This window comes from Gelidibacter algens, from assembly GCF_001678675.1.
Lineage (GTDB): Bacteria > Bacteroidota > Bacteroidia > Flavobacteriales > Flavobacteriaceae > Gelidibacter > Gelidibacter algens.
The window spans coordinates 117,973-133,890 of the sequence record NZ_LZRN01000005.1 but is presented as its reverse complement, the minus strand read 5'-3'; the positions used below and the strand labels follow the sequence as shown (position 1 = coordinate 133,890).

Genomic DNA, 15,918 nt, shown 5'->3' with positions numbered 1-15,918 from the left:
ACTCTTTAGGAAATGATCGCCTTTTAAGAGTTAATTATACTTTTTAAAGATAATACAAGCATTGACATCACCAAAACCAAAACTCGCTTTTGCAGCAATGGTCAGTACTTTTTTTATCATTTGTTTCGGGATTTTTTCGTCATCAATCAATTCCAGAATCTCAGGATGCACATCGTCACAATTGATATTTGGAAACACAAACTGCTCTTTTAACTGCAACACCGTTGCCACACTTTCAATACTTCCAGCGGCTGCTAAACAATGACCAACCATCGATTTCAAAGAATTTATATATGGAAAATCGCTGCCCTTTCGGCCCAATGCCGCGGTCCAATTTTCAATTTCGAGACTGTCTTTTGAGGTCGCCGTTAAATGCCCATTAATCGTGTCAATGTGTTTGGCATCGATCCCGGAATTTTCAATGGCTTTTACTATACAACGTTGCACAGCTTCAGAGTTTGGAGCCGTCAGAGTGCCCCCATTTCGTTGTCCACCAGAATTGACATGACCTCCCAAAACCTCAGCGTAAATGGTCGCACCACGTTCCAAAGCACTTTCCAAGGATTCCAAAACCATCGCACCTGCTCCACTCCCTGGAACGAAACCACTTGCTGAGGCACTCATTGGTCGAGAACCTTGATGAGGAGTATCATTATGTTTGTAAGTCATGACGCGCATCGCATCAAATCCGCCCCAAATATAAGTACCATCATCACTGCAACTGCCCACCAACATTCGCTTTGCCTGGCCGTTTTTTATACGTTCAAATCCCATTAAAATAGCTTCAGTTCCGGTTGTGCATGCAGAAGAATTGGTGGTCACCTGATTGCCCAAACCCAAAATACCGCCAAGATAGGCACTGATACCGCTGGCCATTGTTTGTAATACCACCGTACTTCCCATGCGTTTGACGTCTCCTGCATCCAATTTATATATGGCTTCCCTAAATTTGTCAACTCCTGAAGTGCCCGTTCCAAAAATGCAGCCACTATCATAATCAAGTTCACTGTCACGATTGACTTCAAATCCAGCATCTTTCCAAGCATCCATTCCTGCCATACAGCCATATAAAATGCCTGAACTATTGAAACCGCGGAGTTGCAAAGGTGTGAGATATTCCAATTTTTTTTCTTTGGAAACTTGCGGAATACCACCAATGCAGCATGAAAAGTTAGCGGCTTTCAAATTTTCATGGAATGTTATCCCGGAGTTCCCCGATTTTATAGCCTCAGTAAACGCTTCCAACCCCACACCATTGGGAGCCACAACGCCCATTCCTGTAATAACGACTTTAGTCATGGGTGTTCGGTTTTAGCATTCCTGAAATAGTACCTCGGCATATCAATTCGTTTTTTTCGTTGAAGAGTTTCACTTTACATTTTAATTTATTGAACCGAAACACTTCTTTTTCGGATATCACTGATACTTTTTCACCAGGAAAAACTGGCAAAAAGAAGTCGACTTGACTTGAGGTCAATGCAATTTGGGGTTTAAAATCGTCAGAAAGTTCCGCTCTCATTAGATAAATCCCCAAACATACCAACCCTATTTGTGCCATACACTCCGTTAAAATAACGCCTGGAGTTATTGGGTTTTCTTTAAAATGACCGGCATAGAAAAATTCGGTCTCCTTAAATGTATAATGACCTGTGACGCCATCATCGGAAATTGCGGAAAGCCCATCAACGAAGTGAAACGGAGACTCGTAAGGCAGTATTTTTATGATTTCTTTTATTGTCATTTTTTTCTGAGAACCTTTCCGGTTTTGAAAACCTGAAAGGCTTGTTTTAATTTATGAAATATGTTCCCCGCCATCCACAGGAATGACGCACCCGTTGATCCAGCGTGCTTCATCTTTACTTAGCAAATACACAGCGTTGGCAATATCTTCCGGTGTGGTCAATCGCTTAAAAGGATTTCTTATCAATGCGTGTTTTTTAAGTTGCTCACTCCCCGGAATCATGCGTAACGAGGCTGTATCGGTTATGCCCGCCTGAATGCAATTGGCACGAATTCCGAAGGGCGCATATTCTAAAGCAATATTTCGCGTAATAGCTTCCAAAGTAACTTTTGCTGCTGAAACTGCCGCATAATTTTTCCAGGCTTTGGTATTGCCTTCACTGGTAAAACTGATGATTCGCGCATCATCAGCAAACAGTTTTGATTTGAATATAGCTTGGGTCCAATCATATAAACTGATGGCCATGGCGTTGATGGTCAAATTGAAATCGTCCGTATTTAATGTGGGTTGATCTTCTGAAAGCATCGGTTTTAAATTTCCTTTGGCTACACTGTGCACCAAGGTTCTAATCCGTCCATTTTCTCCAAAAGAATTCTTTAATTCTGAAAGTATGTCGTTTCGTTTCTCCACTTTAAACGCATCGGCATTAAAGGATTTGAATTTTACACCAATTTTGCGAATTTCATCAAATTCTGCCTCAATTAGTTCTTCTTGGGCTCTCGGATTACGATGTATAATGCAGATATTCATGCCATGTTGTGCCAGCTTTTTTGCGGTTGCCAAACCCAAACCACTTGAGCCACCCAAAATAAGCGCCCAATAATTTTTATCTTGAAATTCTTTTGTCATATGAGTTTATCTAAAAGCTTTCGAAAGCTCCATGATTAAACGTTACCACTTTAATAAAATCTGCTGTGCTGAAAACCCTGGGCCGAAGCTTAGCATCAATCCGATGTCGCCTTCAGGCAAGTTTCTGTCCATAAAACGTTCCAGCACATATAGCACCGTAGCACTACTCATGTTGCCATACAATTTAAGGACTTCTTTGGTATCATCAATATTTTTTCCCAAAGAGCCGAACAGCTCTTCAACCGTTTGCACGATTTTTTTCCCTCCGGGATGAAAAATGAGATGGTCCACATCCTTGATGGTTATTTGATTGCGTTCCAAAAAGGGATGGACTATTTGTGGAAAATGATTGGAGATAGTTTCAGGCACCGCTTTGTCCAAAATCATCTGCAACCCTGTGTTGACCAATTTAAAACCCATCATATCTTCAGCATCATAAAAATGGTACATGGCTTCGTCAAGAATTTCCGGGCCTTCATCTTCTTCATAAGAAGACAAAATCACACTTGCTGCGCCATCACCAAAAATTGCGGCACTGACAATATTTGCCATAGAATAATCATCGAGCTGAAACGTCGCTGTTGGTGACTCCACCGCTATAACTGCCGCACGTTTGTTCGGGTTGGCTTTCAAAAAATTCTTCGCATAAATAATTCCAGAAACTCCTGCCGCACATCCCATTTCAGTGACTGGCAAACGGACAATATCTTGACGCATTTTCAATCTATTAATAAGATAGGCGTCTAAAGAAGGAATCATAATCCCTGTACAACTCACCGTTATGATGTAATCAATATCTGTAGGTTGAAGTTTGGCTTTTTCCAAGGACTTTAACAAGGCTTGCTCTCCTAACTCTATGACCTCGCGGGTGTAAATATCATTTTTCTCTTCAAAAGAGCTATTTAGGAAAACTTCCTCAGCATCCATGATGGAATAGCGACGGTCTACACCAGCATTTTCAAACAATTTGATCACCTTACGTTGGAAACGTTCTTCTTGCCCAGATAGCCAAACATTCAAATATGGGATAATGTCTTTGGTTTCCCTGGTGTGTTTTGGTAATTGTTTGGCGACTGATGTTATTTTTACTTTCATATTTTAGAAACGCTTTTTTTGGTAAGGTCGTTCACGAGTTTTTACTAATTCCATGAATATTCCTGATGCTCACTTATGAACTTTGAATTTTAAACTTTGAATTCTGAGCTCTTCAGAATCCACTGATAGCGAAAGGCCCATTTCCAATTGAGTTGGTGGTTACTATTCAGTTGTTTTGATAAATCTACAAGTTCTTTTCTTTTAAAACCGCGCAACACTGAGGTCAATCCGTCTTCAATAATCATTTTGTTCTTGACAGGAATGGTGATCAACTTAAACAGATAATACGCCAATCGGTGGCGGTGTAAATCGTTGACGACGATACCCATATTTGCTGTTTTCACCAAATGCTTCACTAATTGCAACAATACTGCTCCCTTAAAATGATGCAGGAACAAGGTTGTAATCACAATGTCATAGCGCATCGCTTTAAATTCTTCTGAAAACACATCTACATGTACAAAGCTGATATTCTCATAGTTTGTGGATAACGTTGCGGCATAATCAGTGGCATTTTTGTTGGCGTCCACACCAATCAATTGAAAATTGTAACCTTCTTTCTTGCCATATTGTGCAATCGCTCTTAAAATATCACCGCCACCGCAGCCCAAATCGATAATGGTTATAGGCTTATTTTTAGGCTGGTTTTTTACTAAGACTTTAAGTCCGTTAAGGGTTACACTATTGCCACCGAGCAACTTATTAATGATTGCCAATTTATCGAGCGCATCATTAAGTATAGGGCCAGCAATGGAAAAATCATCCATGATCTCTTCGGCTTCAGTACGGTATGTGGTATTGACGAGAAAATTCATTTTATAATCATTGGTTTTCCGTGGGTTTGTTTGATAATAAATGGCACCAAAAAAGGTATTTTTTTCTAGTGCCAGTAGCGACACTTCAGTCAATGTAGTGTTATTAAATAGATTGGCGACGACATGACCAACTTTCAAGCGGTTTTTGAACGCTTTATTCCATGCCTTTTGGTATGACCTTTCCAATGAATTCCTTGATAGTTTTGTTATCTAGATAATCAATAATAAGTTCTGAAGCTATTTGGGCGCTTCTAATGGCCATACTCATGCCATTGCCACAAAGAGGGTGAATCATTCCTGCTGAATCCCCACACATGAGCATGTGCTCCTCTACGGGCGATTTACGATCAAAAGAAATTTGGCTGATGGTCAATGGCGATTCAAAAACAGCGGTAGTGTTTTTAAAAATTGATTTTAAATAGGTGTTTTTGAAGAGCACTTTTTCCTGAAATTCCTCAATGTCTTTGTATTTTTTAAACGCTTCAAAATTGGTGATATAACACAGATTAATGCTATCATCTTCCACTTTTGAGACTCCGCAATAGCCCCCTTCAAAATTATGCAAAGCGACAACATCCTCAGGAAAATCGCCCTTCACATGCGTTTTTACGGCTAAATAGGGGGATTTGTTTTTGATGAAATTTCGATTTAATTTCACATCTAAGTTCGTGCGTTTGCCATAGGCTCCTATGACAATTTTTGAGGTATACTTCCCGTTTTCTTTTGTCTCCACAGAGAATTGATCATCCAAAAACTGTACTTCCATAACCGTATCCACAACAAACAAAACACCCACACTTTTGGCCTTTAAATACAGTGCCTCATCTAAAGCGTATCTACTGATGCCAAATCCGCCCAAAGGCAAATTGGCTGCTATGAGTTTGCTTTTGGCACTCGAAACTTCAAACTTTGTGATGTTCTTAGCCCCCAAGGCGAAGACATCCACACCCAAATAGTTTAGATATGGGAGGACTTCATTTGAAATATATTCGCCACATACCTTGTGTTTGGGATACTCATTTTTTTCAATGAGCATAACGTCAAAACCCTGTTTTTGCAAATGGATAGCCGCCGAAAGACCAGCCAATCCACCTCCAATAATAAGAACATCAAAAGGGTTACCGTAAGTATTCAAAAACGATTTTTTAGCAATTAATTTTTACTAAAGATAAACGGTTTTGATTAGAAAAGATATTCTGATGGCAATGGATTATTGATTTGTTCAATTTTAAAGTGACGCGAGCAGGTTTAGAAAGCACTCAAATTTCAATATGAATCTTTAATAACAAAACTCTGGTCTCTAAAAACAATCTCATCGCCGCTATTTTTACCTGTCAGCAAGAGCCCTATGGGTGTAGTGGGTGAAATGGCATAAAACAATTCTGAATTAACTTCCAATTGTCCTGCACTTATCGCAATAAAATAATTGGCGCTAGAGGTGAAGATGACACTTCCTAAACCAATAGTATCAGAAGATTTAGCAACATCAATTTTGGATAAATTTTCTATTACTTTTTCAATTTCTGACAATTGCTGTCCCACTTTCTCGCGTTCCAGTTGCAACATCGCCCTTCCTGTTTCATGCTTGTCACCTGCGCTACTTTTGGTCTCAGAAGTCAAGGCTTCCTGTATCTCCTTTATTTGATTCTGGATCTTTAAATGACGCTTTTCAACAAAATCAACACATTGGTCATACAGCTGTTGCTTGAGGTGAAGATCACTTTTCATCTTTTGAATCATAATTTAAGGCACCATGATACCCCATTTGTCTTACAATCCATAGTTTGCGCTTGGCGATATAATTTGTTGGTGGATTGGCGCGATAGTTTAAAGGTTTGGGCAGAATAGCGGCAATAGCTGCAGCTTCGCTTTTAGATAATTTCGAAGCAGATTTCTTGAACCAGCGTTGCGATGCAGCTTCAGCGCCATAAACACCGTTACCCATCTCAATACTGTTCAAATAGACTTCCATAATACGCTCCTTGGTCCAAATTAACTCAATCAAAAATGTGACATACGTTTCCATGCCTTTTCTGAGCCAGCTGCGCTGTGGCCATAAAAACACATTTTTAGCAGTTTGCTGACTGATGGTGCTCGCACCTCTTACTTTTTTGCCTTTTTGGTTATTGTCAAACGCCTTTTCAATAGCCTCCATGTCAAACCCGTTGTGCTTTAAAAAGTTTTGATCTTCACTGCATATTACAGCCAACTGCAAGTTTTTGGAAATCTCCTCTAGAGGTACCCAATCATGTTTCCAAACGGTTTCTTTTTCGGCTTCCTTTTGTTCAAAGTATCGTATCACCATTAAAGGTGTTGCCGGAACGGGAACCCATTTGAAAACAATGACTCCAATAAGTGGAATGGCCAAGAACCATAAAAGAACCTTAAAGAAAAATTTGAGTATTTTTTTTATCATACGTGTTACTAGTGTTCAAATTGAATCAATTTAATTTGAAAATCCAACTTTACAAATTTAAACAAAGTTATGAAAGCTGGTGCGAAATTGTGTTAAGCAACCATCTTCTGGTTACTGCACTAAATCTGCCAAGTCTCTGCCCACATTGCTTCCAATGGCAATACCCATGCCCCCCAATCTGACGCCGCAAAAGACTCTTGAACTTAACTGTTGAACAATTGGTTTTTTAGTGGCACCGACACCCATGATGCCGCTCCATCTATGATCTATTTCAAAAGGTGTGGTAGGCAAAATAGTTGTTGTTAAGAGTTCTTCTAGCTTATTTTGGATGATTTCTGTTTGAGCCATTTCTGTAGTTTCCTCGGTTTTGAAATCGAGATTACGTCCGCCTCCCAGCAAAATTCGATCATCAATATTACGAAAATAATAGAACCCTTTATCGAGATGAAAAGTTCCCTTAATTTTTAGATTCTTTATAGGTTTTGTAATCACTACTTGTGCCCTTGCAGGTTTTGTTTCAACTTTTATAAGTGTTGATGCGAAACCATTAGTGCAAATAAGTAGTTGTTTCGATTTGAAATCAAAGTGATTGGTTTTGATGTGAACGCTATCGTTCAATTCCTCAAAATGTTCTACTTCAACTGAATTGAGAATAAGAATGCCTTTGCTTAAAACTAGGTCAGTCAATGCCCGCATCATTTTACCGGTATCAATTTGACCTTCGAAAGGTGTAAAACTAAGCTGCTGTTGTATATTTTTGAAATTGAAAACATTGTTTTTCACCTTAAAAACCTCTTCCTTAAAGTGAGGTTTTAATAAGGTATTGACCCGATCCATATTGGCCATACAATAGTTATAGCCTTCATAGTCGTGCTGATCAAATACTTCATAACCGCCATGTTGCTTATAGGCGATGGAAGTATCAGATAAAGTTTGTCTTAGCAGTTTTAAACCTTTGCGGCGTTTTCCAATCAGCTCAATAACGTCATCCTCTGAATGTATTTTCAGGTCATCTAAAATCTCACTAAGACTTCCAAAACAGGCAAAACCTGCGTTTTTGGTACTTGCACCTTGGGGCAAACAGCCTCTTTCTAAAATTATAATTGTGGCCTCTGGAAACCGTTCTTTCAAACCTAATGCGCAATTAAGCCCAACAATACCACTGCCAACAATGGTAAAGTGGATGTTGGAGAGGTAGCTTTTTATTTCCCAATAAGAAAGATTCATCATGTGTTGAGCATTTGACTAAAGCTAAAAAGATTTCTGTATATAGAACTCATTAATGGAGATAAAATCGAAGCCATTTTGATAGTTCACTACTTCATTGACGCTATATGATTAACCAAGGCACATCTACCTTTCCGCTTTAGCGCTAAGCTGAAAGTTAGAATCACTTCGGTTTTAAGCATAAAAAAACTCCGAAATTACTTCGGAGTTCTTGATATTAATCTTCAACCGGCGCTTCCATTTTGAAGCTTTCCATGAATTTTGTGGTATAGTTTCCAGCTAAATAATCTGGATGATCCATCAACTGCCTATGGAACGGGATGGTAGTTTTAATGCCTTCAATAACAAATTCATCCAACGCACGTTTCATCTTATTGATAGCTTCCTCACGTGTTTGCGCAGTGGTAATCAACTTTGCAATCATAGAATCATAGTTTGGCGGAATTGTGTACCCTGAGTATACATGTGTATCCAAGCGCACACCGTGTCCACCTGGTGCATGGAGCGTGGTTATTTTTCCTGGAGAAGGTCTAAAATCATTAAACGGATCTTCCGCATTGATACGACATTCAATAGAATGCAATTTTGGAGTATAATTTTTACCAGAGATTGGTATCCCTGCTGCTACCATAATTTGCTCTCTAATTAAATCGAAATCAATCACCTGCTCTGTTATGGGATGTTCCACTTGAATACGGGTGTTCATTTCCATGAAATAGAAATTACGGTGTTTGTCTACCAAAAATTCTATCGTTCCTGCGCCTTCATATTTAATGAACTCTGCGGCTTTAACAGCAGATAATCCCATTTCTTCACGAAGCTCGTCCGTCATAAATGGTGATGGTGTTTCTTCTGTCAATTTTTGATGACGACGTTGTATAGAACAGTCACGTTCTGATAAATGGCATGCTTTACCACTAGAATCGCCAACAATCTGTATTTCAATGTGGCGTGGCTCTTCAATGAGCTTCTCAAGGTACATCGCATCATTTCCGAACGATGCTTTGGCCTCCTGACGTGCAGAGTCCCACGCGTTTCTAAGGTTTTCTGGTTTCCAAACGGCGCGCATTCCTTTTCCACCACCACCGGCGGTAGCTTTCAGCATGACGGGAAAGCCCATTTCAGCTGCTAATTTTTCGGTTTGCTCAAAGGATTCCAAAATACCCTCACTTCCAGGTACACAAGGCACCCCAGCTTTTTTCATAGTAGATTTGGCGGACGCCTTGTCTCCCATTTTTTCAATCATTTCTGGAGAAGCACCAATAAACTTAATATTGTGTTCTTCACATATTTTTGAAAACTTGGCATTTTCAGATAGAAACCCGTAACCAGGATGAATGGCGTCAGCGTTTGTAATTTCTGCAGCAGCGATAATATTTGACATCTTTAAATAAGACTCACTACTAGGAGGAGGCCCAATACATACGGCTTCATCTGCAAACTTAACATGCAGACTTTCTGCATCAGCTGTAGAATAAACCGCTACTGTTTTTATGCCCATTTCCTTGCAGGTCCTAATAACACGCAGTGCTATTTCACCTCTATTGGCAATTAATATTTTTTTAAACATAACGATTTCAAATTAAAAATTTCAAATTCCAAGCGCCAAATTCCAAGCATTGGATTTTGGGATTTGCATATTGGAACTTTCATTTGGTTATGATGGATCTACTAAAAACAATGGTTGATCAAACTCAACAGGAGAAGAATCATCGACTAAAATTTTCACAATTTTTCCTGAAACTTCAGACTCAATTTCGTTGAATAATTTCATTGCTTCAATAACACATAACACATCACCTTCTTTTATTGTTTTGCCTACTTCAACAAACATTGGTTTGTCTGGAGATGACTTGCGATAGAAGGTTCCAATAATTGGAGACTTAATGGTAATATACTTTGAATTTTCATCAGATGCAGGAACTGCTGTTGGCGTTTGTGACGCAACTGCAGGTGCATGAGTTTGCTGCATAGGCGCGGCACCCATAGGCATTTGTTGTACATAGGTGGTAGACTCTGCTTTATCATCACTACCCGTTTTAATGGTAATTTTGATATCGTCCATTTCCAATTTAACCTCACTCGCGCCAGATTTGGCAACAAATTTGATTAAGTTTTGAATTTCTTTTATATCCATAACGATTAGAATTTAAATATTTAAAGTTAGTTAGTTTATCAATTATATGCCCATGTGAGATACACTGAACCCCATGTAAAGCCACCACCAAAAGCTGTAAATATCAATTTATCGCCTTTTTTTAGTTGTTTTTCATAGTCATATAGAAGTAACGGTAATGTGGCTGACGTCGTATTTCCATATTTATGGATATTTACCATGACCTTACTTTCATCAAGATCTATTCTGTTAGCTGTGGCATCGATTATGCGTTTATTGGCTTGATGAGCGACCAACCACGAAATATCATCTTTTTCAAGATTGTTTTTCACCATTATTTTTTCAGTAACGTCTGCCATGTTGAAAACGGCATTTTTAAATACCATTTTCCCCTCCTGATAAATAAAGTGTTTCCCTTCAGCTACGGCTTCTGGAGTTGATGGATAAGAAGATCCGCCGTGGGTAGCTCTTAAAAAATCTCTTCCATTCCCGTCGCTTTTCAAAATTTCATCCTGAAGTCCAAAGCCTTCCATATTGGGCTCAAACAAGGCCGCACCTGCGCCATCTCCAAAAATGATACATGTAGCCCTATCCTTATAATTGATCATTGATGAATTTTTATCAGCGCCAATTAATAAAACTTTTTTATACTTTCCTGATTCAATGTAACGGGCAGCCACAGACATTCCGAATAAAAAGCTAGAACATGCGGCTTCCAAATCAAATGAAAATGCATTTATCGCACCAATTTGGGTAGCGGTATAAGCGGCTGTAGCAGCGGCTTTCATGTCTGGTGTTGCCGTTGCAACAATTACCAGTTCAATTTCTTTGGGGTCTAAACCTTTTTTTTCTATGAGGTCTTGAGCGGCTTTAATGGCTAAATAAGAAGTGCCTTTACCGTCTTCTTTGAGAATTCTTCTCTCTTTTATTCCTGTCCTAGTGGTTATCCATTCATCATTGGTATCGACTAAAGTTTCCAAAATTTGGTTTGTCAATACATATTCGGGTACATATCCACCTATGGCAGTAATTGCAGCAGTGATTTTACTCATTATATTATATTAGAATGACCTGAAAATTGACCTGAAAATAGCCAAAAGCAGTAAATAATAATTGAATTTACTTAAACTTAGTCAAATATGATGCAAATTAAGTTGTTTTTAAGACTTTCAAAAATTAAACACAAAAAAAACGCTCAAGATTGAGCGTTTTATTATATGCATGCATACTAATTATGCTAAATTCTCCTCTTTTTCAGAGTTGTCTATAAGCACTTGACCTCTGTAATAAAGTTTTCCTTCATGCCAATGAGCTCTATGGAATAAGTGTGCTTCTCCTGTAGTAGGACACGTTGCAATTGTAGGTACAACCGCTTTGTAATGTGTTCTTCTTTTATCTCTTCTAGTTTTAGAAATTTTTCTTTTAGGATGTGCCATTTTATATTATTATTTATCCGTTAATAGTTTTTTTAATGTATTCCAACGAGGATCGATTTCCTCTGTTTGTTCTTTTTCTTCTGAACCTTTTGGGCTCAATTCTTCCAATCTTTCAAGTATCTCTGACTGCAATGTGCCATCTTCTATTCCGGGATGGATCCGTTTAACAGGCATTGATAAGATAATCAATTCATAGATGTAATGTGCCACATTTATTTCATACTCTCCATGAGGTACAATTAAAATGTCTTCATTTTCATCGTTGTATTCGTCGCCAAACTTGACAACCAAATTAAATTCGCCTTCAATCTCTTGGTCATAAGGCTCATTGCTTGTGTCGCAATTGACATTTGCATTACCTGTAACTTTAAATTGCAACTCTAAAAGCGTTGTTTTCTTTTCAAGAAACAAATCGACCTTTACATTTACATCATTAAAATCATCATACTCAAAATGCTCAAAGAACTTTTTATCAATTTGATAATCAAAATGGTGCTTTCCTAGTTTTAAACCTACAAATTGTATGTTATACTCTTTTAGGGACTTCATGATCACATTCATTTTGAGGGCGCAAATATAGAAAATATTTTTGTATTAGAAAGAAGCTATTAACAAAAAATGTTTATATCTTTTTTGGCGCCTTTTTTAAAGGGTTTTTGGAGAGCCTTTTATACTCCTTTCTATTCTTAAAAATCTGAATGGCTGTAAAAACCGCTGCCTTAAAGGACGTTTCATCTGCAGTTCCTTTTCCTGCAATTTCAAAAGCGGTACCATGATCTGGAGAGGTCCTTATTTTATTGAGTCCGGCAGTATAATTGACGCCTTCACCAAAAGTTATTGTTTTAAAAGGAATGAGTCCTTGGTCATGATAAGACGCAATAATGGCATCAAAATTCAGGTAATTCTTAGATCCAAAGAAACTATCCGCCGAATATGGTCCGAAAACCAATTTGCCCTTTTCTCTTATTTTTAAAAGTGTAGGTTTTAATATGTTCTCGTCCTCTTCTCCAATAACCCCATTGTCGCCTGCATGTGGATTGATTCCCAAAACAGCAATTTTTGGTCCATTGACCTTAAAATCTTTTACTAAAGATTCATAAACCGTCTGTACTTTTTCTTCAATAAGCTTTGCATTGATGTGTGATGGAACATCTTTAACTGGAACATGGTCTGTAAGCAACCCAACCTTTAGTTTTTCGGTAACCATAAACATAAGACTGTTTCCACCAAGTTCTTTAGCGAGATAATCAGTATGACCTGGAAATTTGAATTGATCTGACTGCACAGTCAGTTTGTTAATAGGCGCGGTTACCAACACATCTATACTATCATTTTTTAAGGCTTCAGTAGCTTTTTCTAAAGACTTTATAGCATACTCTCCAGCTTTCAAATCTTCTTCCCCAAAGGCTATATCTACATTTTCCTTCCACACATTCAAAACATTTACTTTACCTTCAATAACCTGACTCAAATCGTTAATGCCATGAAAATTTATGCCACTTTCAAAATGGTTTTTATAGAAGGACATGGTTTTTATAGAAGCAAAAATGATAGGCGTACAAAACTCAAGCATTCTAGAATCTTCAAACGTCTTTAAGATAATTTCTGATCCAATGCCGTTTAAATCACCTATTGAAATTCCTACTTTAATTTGCTCTTCTTTTTTCATCTTAAATTTATTATCCTTTGACAGTGGCAATTTGATAAAATTCTTCCGTTACATCAGACTTCATCCTGTAATATTCATTAAAGTCTTATCTTTGTGAACCATTGCAATAATGCAAATTTAACCAATTATTCGACACTATGTTTACTGGAATCATTGAAGATTTAGGAGTCATTACCAATTTGGAACAAGATCGTGACAATCTTCACATCACATTAAAAAGCAATATCACTTCTGAATTGAAAGTTGACCAAAGTGTTGCACATAATGGGGTGTGCCTCACGGTCACCGCTTTAAACGACAAGGTCTATACGGTTACGGCTATCCGAGAGACATTAGACAAAACTAATTTAGGCAGTTTAACTGTAGATGATCACATCAATTTGGAACGTGCCATGATATTAGGAGATAGATTGGATGGCCATATGGTACAGGGTCACGTAGACCAAACCGCCGTTTGCAAATCAATTGAACTTCAAAATGGAAGTTGGATGTTTACTTTTGAATATGACGCTTCTTTAAATAATATGACCATTGAAAAAGGGTCTATCACTGTAAATGGCGTAAGCTTAACAGTTGTGAACAGTAAGAAAAATGAATTTAGTGTGGCTATCATTCCATATACCTATGAACATACTACTTTCAAAGCATTAAAAGAAAACAGCGTTGTGAATTTGGAATTTGATGTATTGGGAAAATATATAAAGCGCCTTTATGAATTGAAAGTCTAAACGTGGCTTTTCTTTTTCAACATCTTGAAACTCATATATGCCCCATAAATAATAGCTGCAGCAAATAGAAATATGAGACTGTCATCAATTGGAAATCCCGGTGGATTTGGAGGACCTGCTTGAGGTGGAGGTGGCATTTGACCATTACCAATAGTTTGAGTATGGCAGACAAAACTTATTGACATAAGTAGGAATGAGGCTAAGATTTTTTTGTTCTGTATAATCATTGTGGCGTAAATGTATAAAAAAAAGCGAGCTAACAAAATAAGATTTAAAAAAATCATCCACAAAATGCACATTTATACGATAAAATGCACTTTAGTGGATTAATCTGTAATCTGTCTATTGTAGCAAAATTAATCGGCATATCAATCAAACTACAAGTTGATTTTCGTCCTAAAATTAACCGCAATATATAACGTCAGCAACTAGAATTGATTATTTTAGTTAGGATGTCATAAACTTGCGATAAAAGTAATCAAAAAGGTTTTTACTGAGAAAATTACTTCAAAAAACTTCAGAAGCAATAGTATAGAAACTGATAATCTGAGGACGCTAATTATATTTTTTATATTTGCTTGGAGGTCCGCTTCTCTAAATGGATAATATTAGCCACCGTTTTTATCAATCTATCATGATTTTTCACAAACGGATTGGTGTCATCCCAAACATAACCTGCCAAAACTGCACAAATTTGTCTTTTAATATCGTCATTGTTTGCCCCGTCAAAAAAGATGGTCTGTAAATTCCCGGTATACCATTCCTTAACATAGGAACCGAATACAGAAACGCCTTTTTTCATGTATTCAGCATAGTCCGTTTCCCAGTTAACTGGTTCGTTTTTGAATCCCTTAGTGATCAACTTGGCCGCTTTTAAACCTGATTCTGTTGCAAACGTTACTCCCGAAGAAAATACAGGATCTAAAAATTCAGCACTATTCCCCGTCAGGGCGTAACCTTTCCCATAGAGTTGTGTAACCGATTTTGAATAATTCTCGATAATCTTAGGTTCAAATAAAAAATCAATATCTTTAAATCGCTCATAATAATAGGAGGATTTCTTGAGCATTTCAGACAAGCGTTCCTTGGGCGTCCCTTTAAAACTGTTGATAAAATCTGTTTTTCCAACAAACCCAATGCTCGTAGTACCATTGCTGAACGGAATGACCCAAAACCAAGTATCCGTATCAAGCACATCAAAGGTGATGAAGGTTCCTTCAGTTCCTTTAGGTCGATCTATCTCTTTTACATGACTAAAGATTGAAGAATGTTCAGGAATTTCCGAAGGCTTTTCAAGGTTCAATAGTCTTGGCAAAACCCTTCCGTATCCACTGGAGTCGATGATAAATTTTGCATGCACGTTATATGTTTGGTCATGTTCAGTCTTCACGACCGTTTGTGACCAACCATCTTCTTTGAAATCGACTGAAATAACTTCCTGATCAAATGCAATGTCCACGCCTTGCTTTTTTAGCTCTTCTGTGAGGGCATAATCAAAATCAGCTCTTGGAGCTTGCCACGTCCAATCATAACCTTCGGTATGTTTTTCAGCAAAGTCAAATTCGCAAATAGTGTCACCCTTTATAAATCGCGCACCACTTTTAATTTCAAAATTTTCAGCAATTAAGCAATCCAACAACCCTACTTCCTCAAAATGATCCATACATCTTGGCAGCAAACTTTCGCCAATAACAAATCGAGGAAAGACGCTCTTTTCAACCACTTTCACAGATACCCCATGCTTATGTAGATAAGCAGCTGCAACACAACCTGAAGGTCCCGCACCTATAATCAAAACATCAACCTCAACATCCTTCATGCATCAA

At 37.9% G+C, this 15,918-nt stretch carries 17 protein-coding genes; 1 reads left to right on the top strand and 16 read right to left on the bottom strand.

Features of this window, described 5'->3' with window-relative positions:
* Positions 1-30: 30 nt before the first annotated feature.
* The 15 genes from A9996_RS03745 to pdxA form a co-directional block, all read right to left on the bottom strand.
* Entirely contained in the window at positions 31-1,299 is a 1,269-nt protein-coding gene (locus A9996_RS03745; RefSeq protein ID WP_066431027.1) for a beta-ketoacyl-[acyl-carrier-protein] synthase family protein, read from the bottom strand.
* Positions 1,292-1,741: a 3-hydroxyacyl-ACP dehydratase FabZ family protein gene (locus tag A9996_RS03740; RefSeq protein ID WP_066431019.1), complete on the bottom strand. Its 450-nt coding sequence runs from the start codon at positions 1,739-1,741 to the stop codon at positions 1,292-1,294. Before A9996_RS03740 ends, A9996_RS03745 begins: the two co-directional genes overlap by 8 nt.
* 51 nt (positions 1,742-1,792) lie before the next feature.
* Positions 1,793-2,590, bottom strand: a complete 798-nt coding sequence (locus A9996_RS03735; RefSeq protein ID WP_066431016.1) for an SDR family oxidoreductase — start codon at positions 2,588-2,590, stop codon at positions 1,793-1,795.
* Positions 2,591-2,632: 42 nt separating this feature from the next.
* Complete coding sequence (locus tag A9996_RS03730; RefSeq protein WP_066431015.1) at positions 2,633-3,685, bottom strand: type III polyketide synthase; 1,053 nt, start codon at positions 3,683-3,685, stop codon at positions 2,633-2,635.
* 89 nt (positions 3,686-3,774) lie between these two features.
* Positions 3,775-4,686, bottom strand: a complete 912-nt coding sequence (locus tag A9996_RS03725; protein ID WP_346210583.1) for a methyltransferase domain-containing protein — start codon at positions 4,684-4,686, stop codon at positions 3,775-3,777.
* Positions 4,655-5,635 carry an NAD(P)/FAD-dependent oxidoreductase gene (locus tag A9996_RS03720; RefSeq protein WP_346210582.1) on the bottom strand — a complete coding sequence of 327 codons (981 nt, stop codon included), beginning with the start codon at positions 5,633-5,635 and terminating at the stop codon, positions 4,655-4,657. The genes A9996_RS03725 and A9996_RS03720 overlap by 32 nt, the downstream gene beginning before the upstream one ends.
* 131 nt (positions 5,636-5,766) lie before the next feature.
* A complete protein-coding gene (locus A9996_RS03715) occupies positions 5,767-6,228 on the bottom strand; it encodes a 3-oxoacyl-ACP synthase (RefSeq protein ID WP_066431128.1) in 462 nt (153 codons plus the stop codon).
* On the bottom strand, positions 6,218-6,916 hold the full coding sequence (gene mtgA / locus A9996_RS03710; RefSeq protein WP_066431009.1) for a monofunctional biosynthetic peptidoglycan transglycosylase: 699 nt from the start codon (positions 6,914-6,916) through the stop codon (positions 6,218-6,220). Before mtgA ends, A9996_RS03715 begins: the two co-directional genes overlap by 11 nt.
* A 111-nt stretch (positions 6,917-7,027) precedes the next feature.
* Positions 7,028-8,143: an NAD(P)/FAD-dependent oxidoreductase gene (locus A9996_RS03705; protein ID WP_066431006.1), complete on the bottom strand. Its 1,116-nt coding sequence runs from the start codon at positions 8,141-8,143 to the stop codon at positions 7,028-7,030.
* Between the two features lie 217 nt (positions 8,144-8,360).
* The gene (accC, locus tag A9996_RS03700) at positions 8,361-9,713 is read right to left on the bottom strand and encodes an acetyl-CoA carboxylase biotin carboxylase subunit (RefSeq protein ID WP_066431001.1); all 1,353 of its coding nucleotides are present in this window, start codon (positions 9,711-9,713) and stop codon (positions 8,361-8,363) included.
* An 87-nt stretch (positions 9,714-9,800) separates the two neighbouring features.
* The gene (accB, locus tag A9996_RS03695) at positions 9,801-10,280 is read right to left on the bottom strand and encodes an acetyl-CoA carboxylase biotin carboxyl carrier protein (protein ID WP_066430999.1); all 480 of its coding nucleotides are present in this window, start codon (positions 10,278-10,280) and stop codon (positions 9,801-9,803) included.
* 38 nt (positions 10,281-10,318) lie between these two features.
* The gene (locus A9996_RS03690; protein WP_066430996.1) at positions 10,319-11,311 is read right to left on the bottom strand and encodes a beta-ketoacyl-ACP synthase III; all 993 of its coding nucleotides are present in this window, start codon (positions 11,309-11,311) and stop codon (positions 10,319-10,321) included.
* Between the two features lie 180 nt (positions 11,312-11,491).
* Positions 11,492-11,695, bottom strand: a complete 204-nt coding sequence (gene rpmF, locus A9996_RS03685; RefSeq protein WP_066430995.1) for a 50S ribosomal protein L32 — start codon at positions 11,693-11,695, stop codon at positions 11,492-11,494.
* A gap of 9 nt (positions 11,696-11,704) precedes the next feature.
* Positions 11,705-12,244, bottom strand: a complete 540-nt coding sequence (locus A9996_RS03680) for a YceD family protein (protein ID WP_066431127.1) — start codon at positions 12,242-12,244, stop codon at positions 11,705-11,707.
* Between the two features lie 73 nt (positions 12,245-12,317).
* Positions 12,318-13,364: a 4-hydroxythreonine-4-phosphate dehydrogenase PdxA gene (gene pdxA, locus A9996_RS03675; RefSeq protein WP_066430989.1), complete on the bottom strand. Its 1,047-nt coding sequence runs from the start codon at positions 13,362-13,364 to the stop codon at positions 12,318-12,320.
* 137 nt (positions 13,365-13,501) lie between these two features.
* Between pdxA and A9996_RS03670 the strand changes: the two genes are divergently transcribed.
* Positions 13,502-14,092 carry a riboflavin synthase gene (locus A9996_RS03670; RefSeq protein ID WP_066430986.1) on the top strand — a complete coding sequence of 197 codons (591 nt, stop codon included), beginning with the start codon at positions 13,502-13,504 and terminating at the stop codon, positions 14,090-14,092.
* Between the two features lie 568 nt (positions 14,093-14,660).
* Here the strand turns inward: A9996_RS03670 and A9996_RS03660 are convergent.
* Entirely contained in the window at positions 14,661-15,911 is a 1,251-nt protein-coding gene (locus A9996_RS03660) for an NAD(P)/FAD-dependent oxidoreductase (protein WP_066430983.1), read from the bottom strand.
* Positions 15,912-15,918: the final 7 nt, after the last annotated feature.

Coding starts and splice junctions, on each gene's coding strand:
- A9996_RS03745 (WP_066431027.1), bottom strand. CDS start 1,299: ATGACTAAAGTCGTTATTACAGGAATGGGCGTTGTGGCTCCCAATGGT.
- A9996_RS03740 (WP_066431019.1), bottom strand. CDS start 1,741: ATGACAATAAAAGAAATCATAAAAATACTGCCTTACGAGTCTCCGTTT.
- A9996_RS03735 (WP_066431016.1), bottom strand. CDS start 2,590: ATGACAAAAGAATTTCAAGATAAAAATTATTGGGCGCTTATTTTGGGT.
- A9996_RS03730 (WP_066431015.1), bottom strand. CDS start 3,685: ATGAAAGTAAAAATAACATCAGTCGCCAAACAATTACCAAAACACACC.
- A9996_RS03715 (WP_066431128.1), bottom strand. CDS start 6,228: ATGAAAAGTGATCTTCACCTCAAGCAACAGCTGTATGACCAATGTGTT.
- mtgA (WP_066431009.1), bottom strand. CDS start 6,916: ATGATAAAAAAAATACTCAAATTTTTCTTTAAGGTTCTTTTATGGTTC.
- A9996_RS03705 (WP_066431006.1), bottom strand. CDS start 8,143: ATGAATCTTTCTTATTGGGAAATAAAAAGCTACCTCTCCAACATCCAC.
- accC (WP_066431001.1), bottom strand. CDS start 9,713: ATGTTTAAAAAAATATTAATTGCCAATAGAGGTGAAATAGCACTGCGT.
- accB (WP_066430999.1), bottom strand. CDS start 10,280: ATGGATATAAAAGAAATTCAAAACTTAATCAAATTTGTTGCCAAATCT.
- A9996_RS03690 (WP_066430996.1), bottom strand. CDS start 11,311: ATGAGTAAAATCACTGCTGCAATTACTGCCATAGGTGGATATGTACCC.
- rpmF (WP_066430995.1), bottom strand. CDS start 11,695: ATGGCACATCCTAAAAGAAAAATTTCTAAAACTAGAAGAGATAAAAGA.
- A9996_RS03680 (WP_066431127.1), bottom strand. CDS start 12,244: ATGAAGTCCCTAAAAGAGTATAACATACAATTTGTAGGTTTAAAACTA.
- pdxA (WP_066430989.1), bottom strand. CDS start 13,364: ATGAAAAAAGAAGAGCAAATTAAAGTAGGAATTTCAATAGGTGATTTA.
- A9996_RS03670 (WP_066430986.1), top strand. CDS start 13,502: ATGTTTACTGGAATCATTGAAGATTTAGGAGTCATTACCAATTTGGAA.
- A9996_RS03660 (WP_066430983.1), bottom strand. CDS start 15,911: ATGAAGGATGTTGAGGTTGATGTTTTGATTATAGGTGCGGGACCTTCA.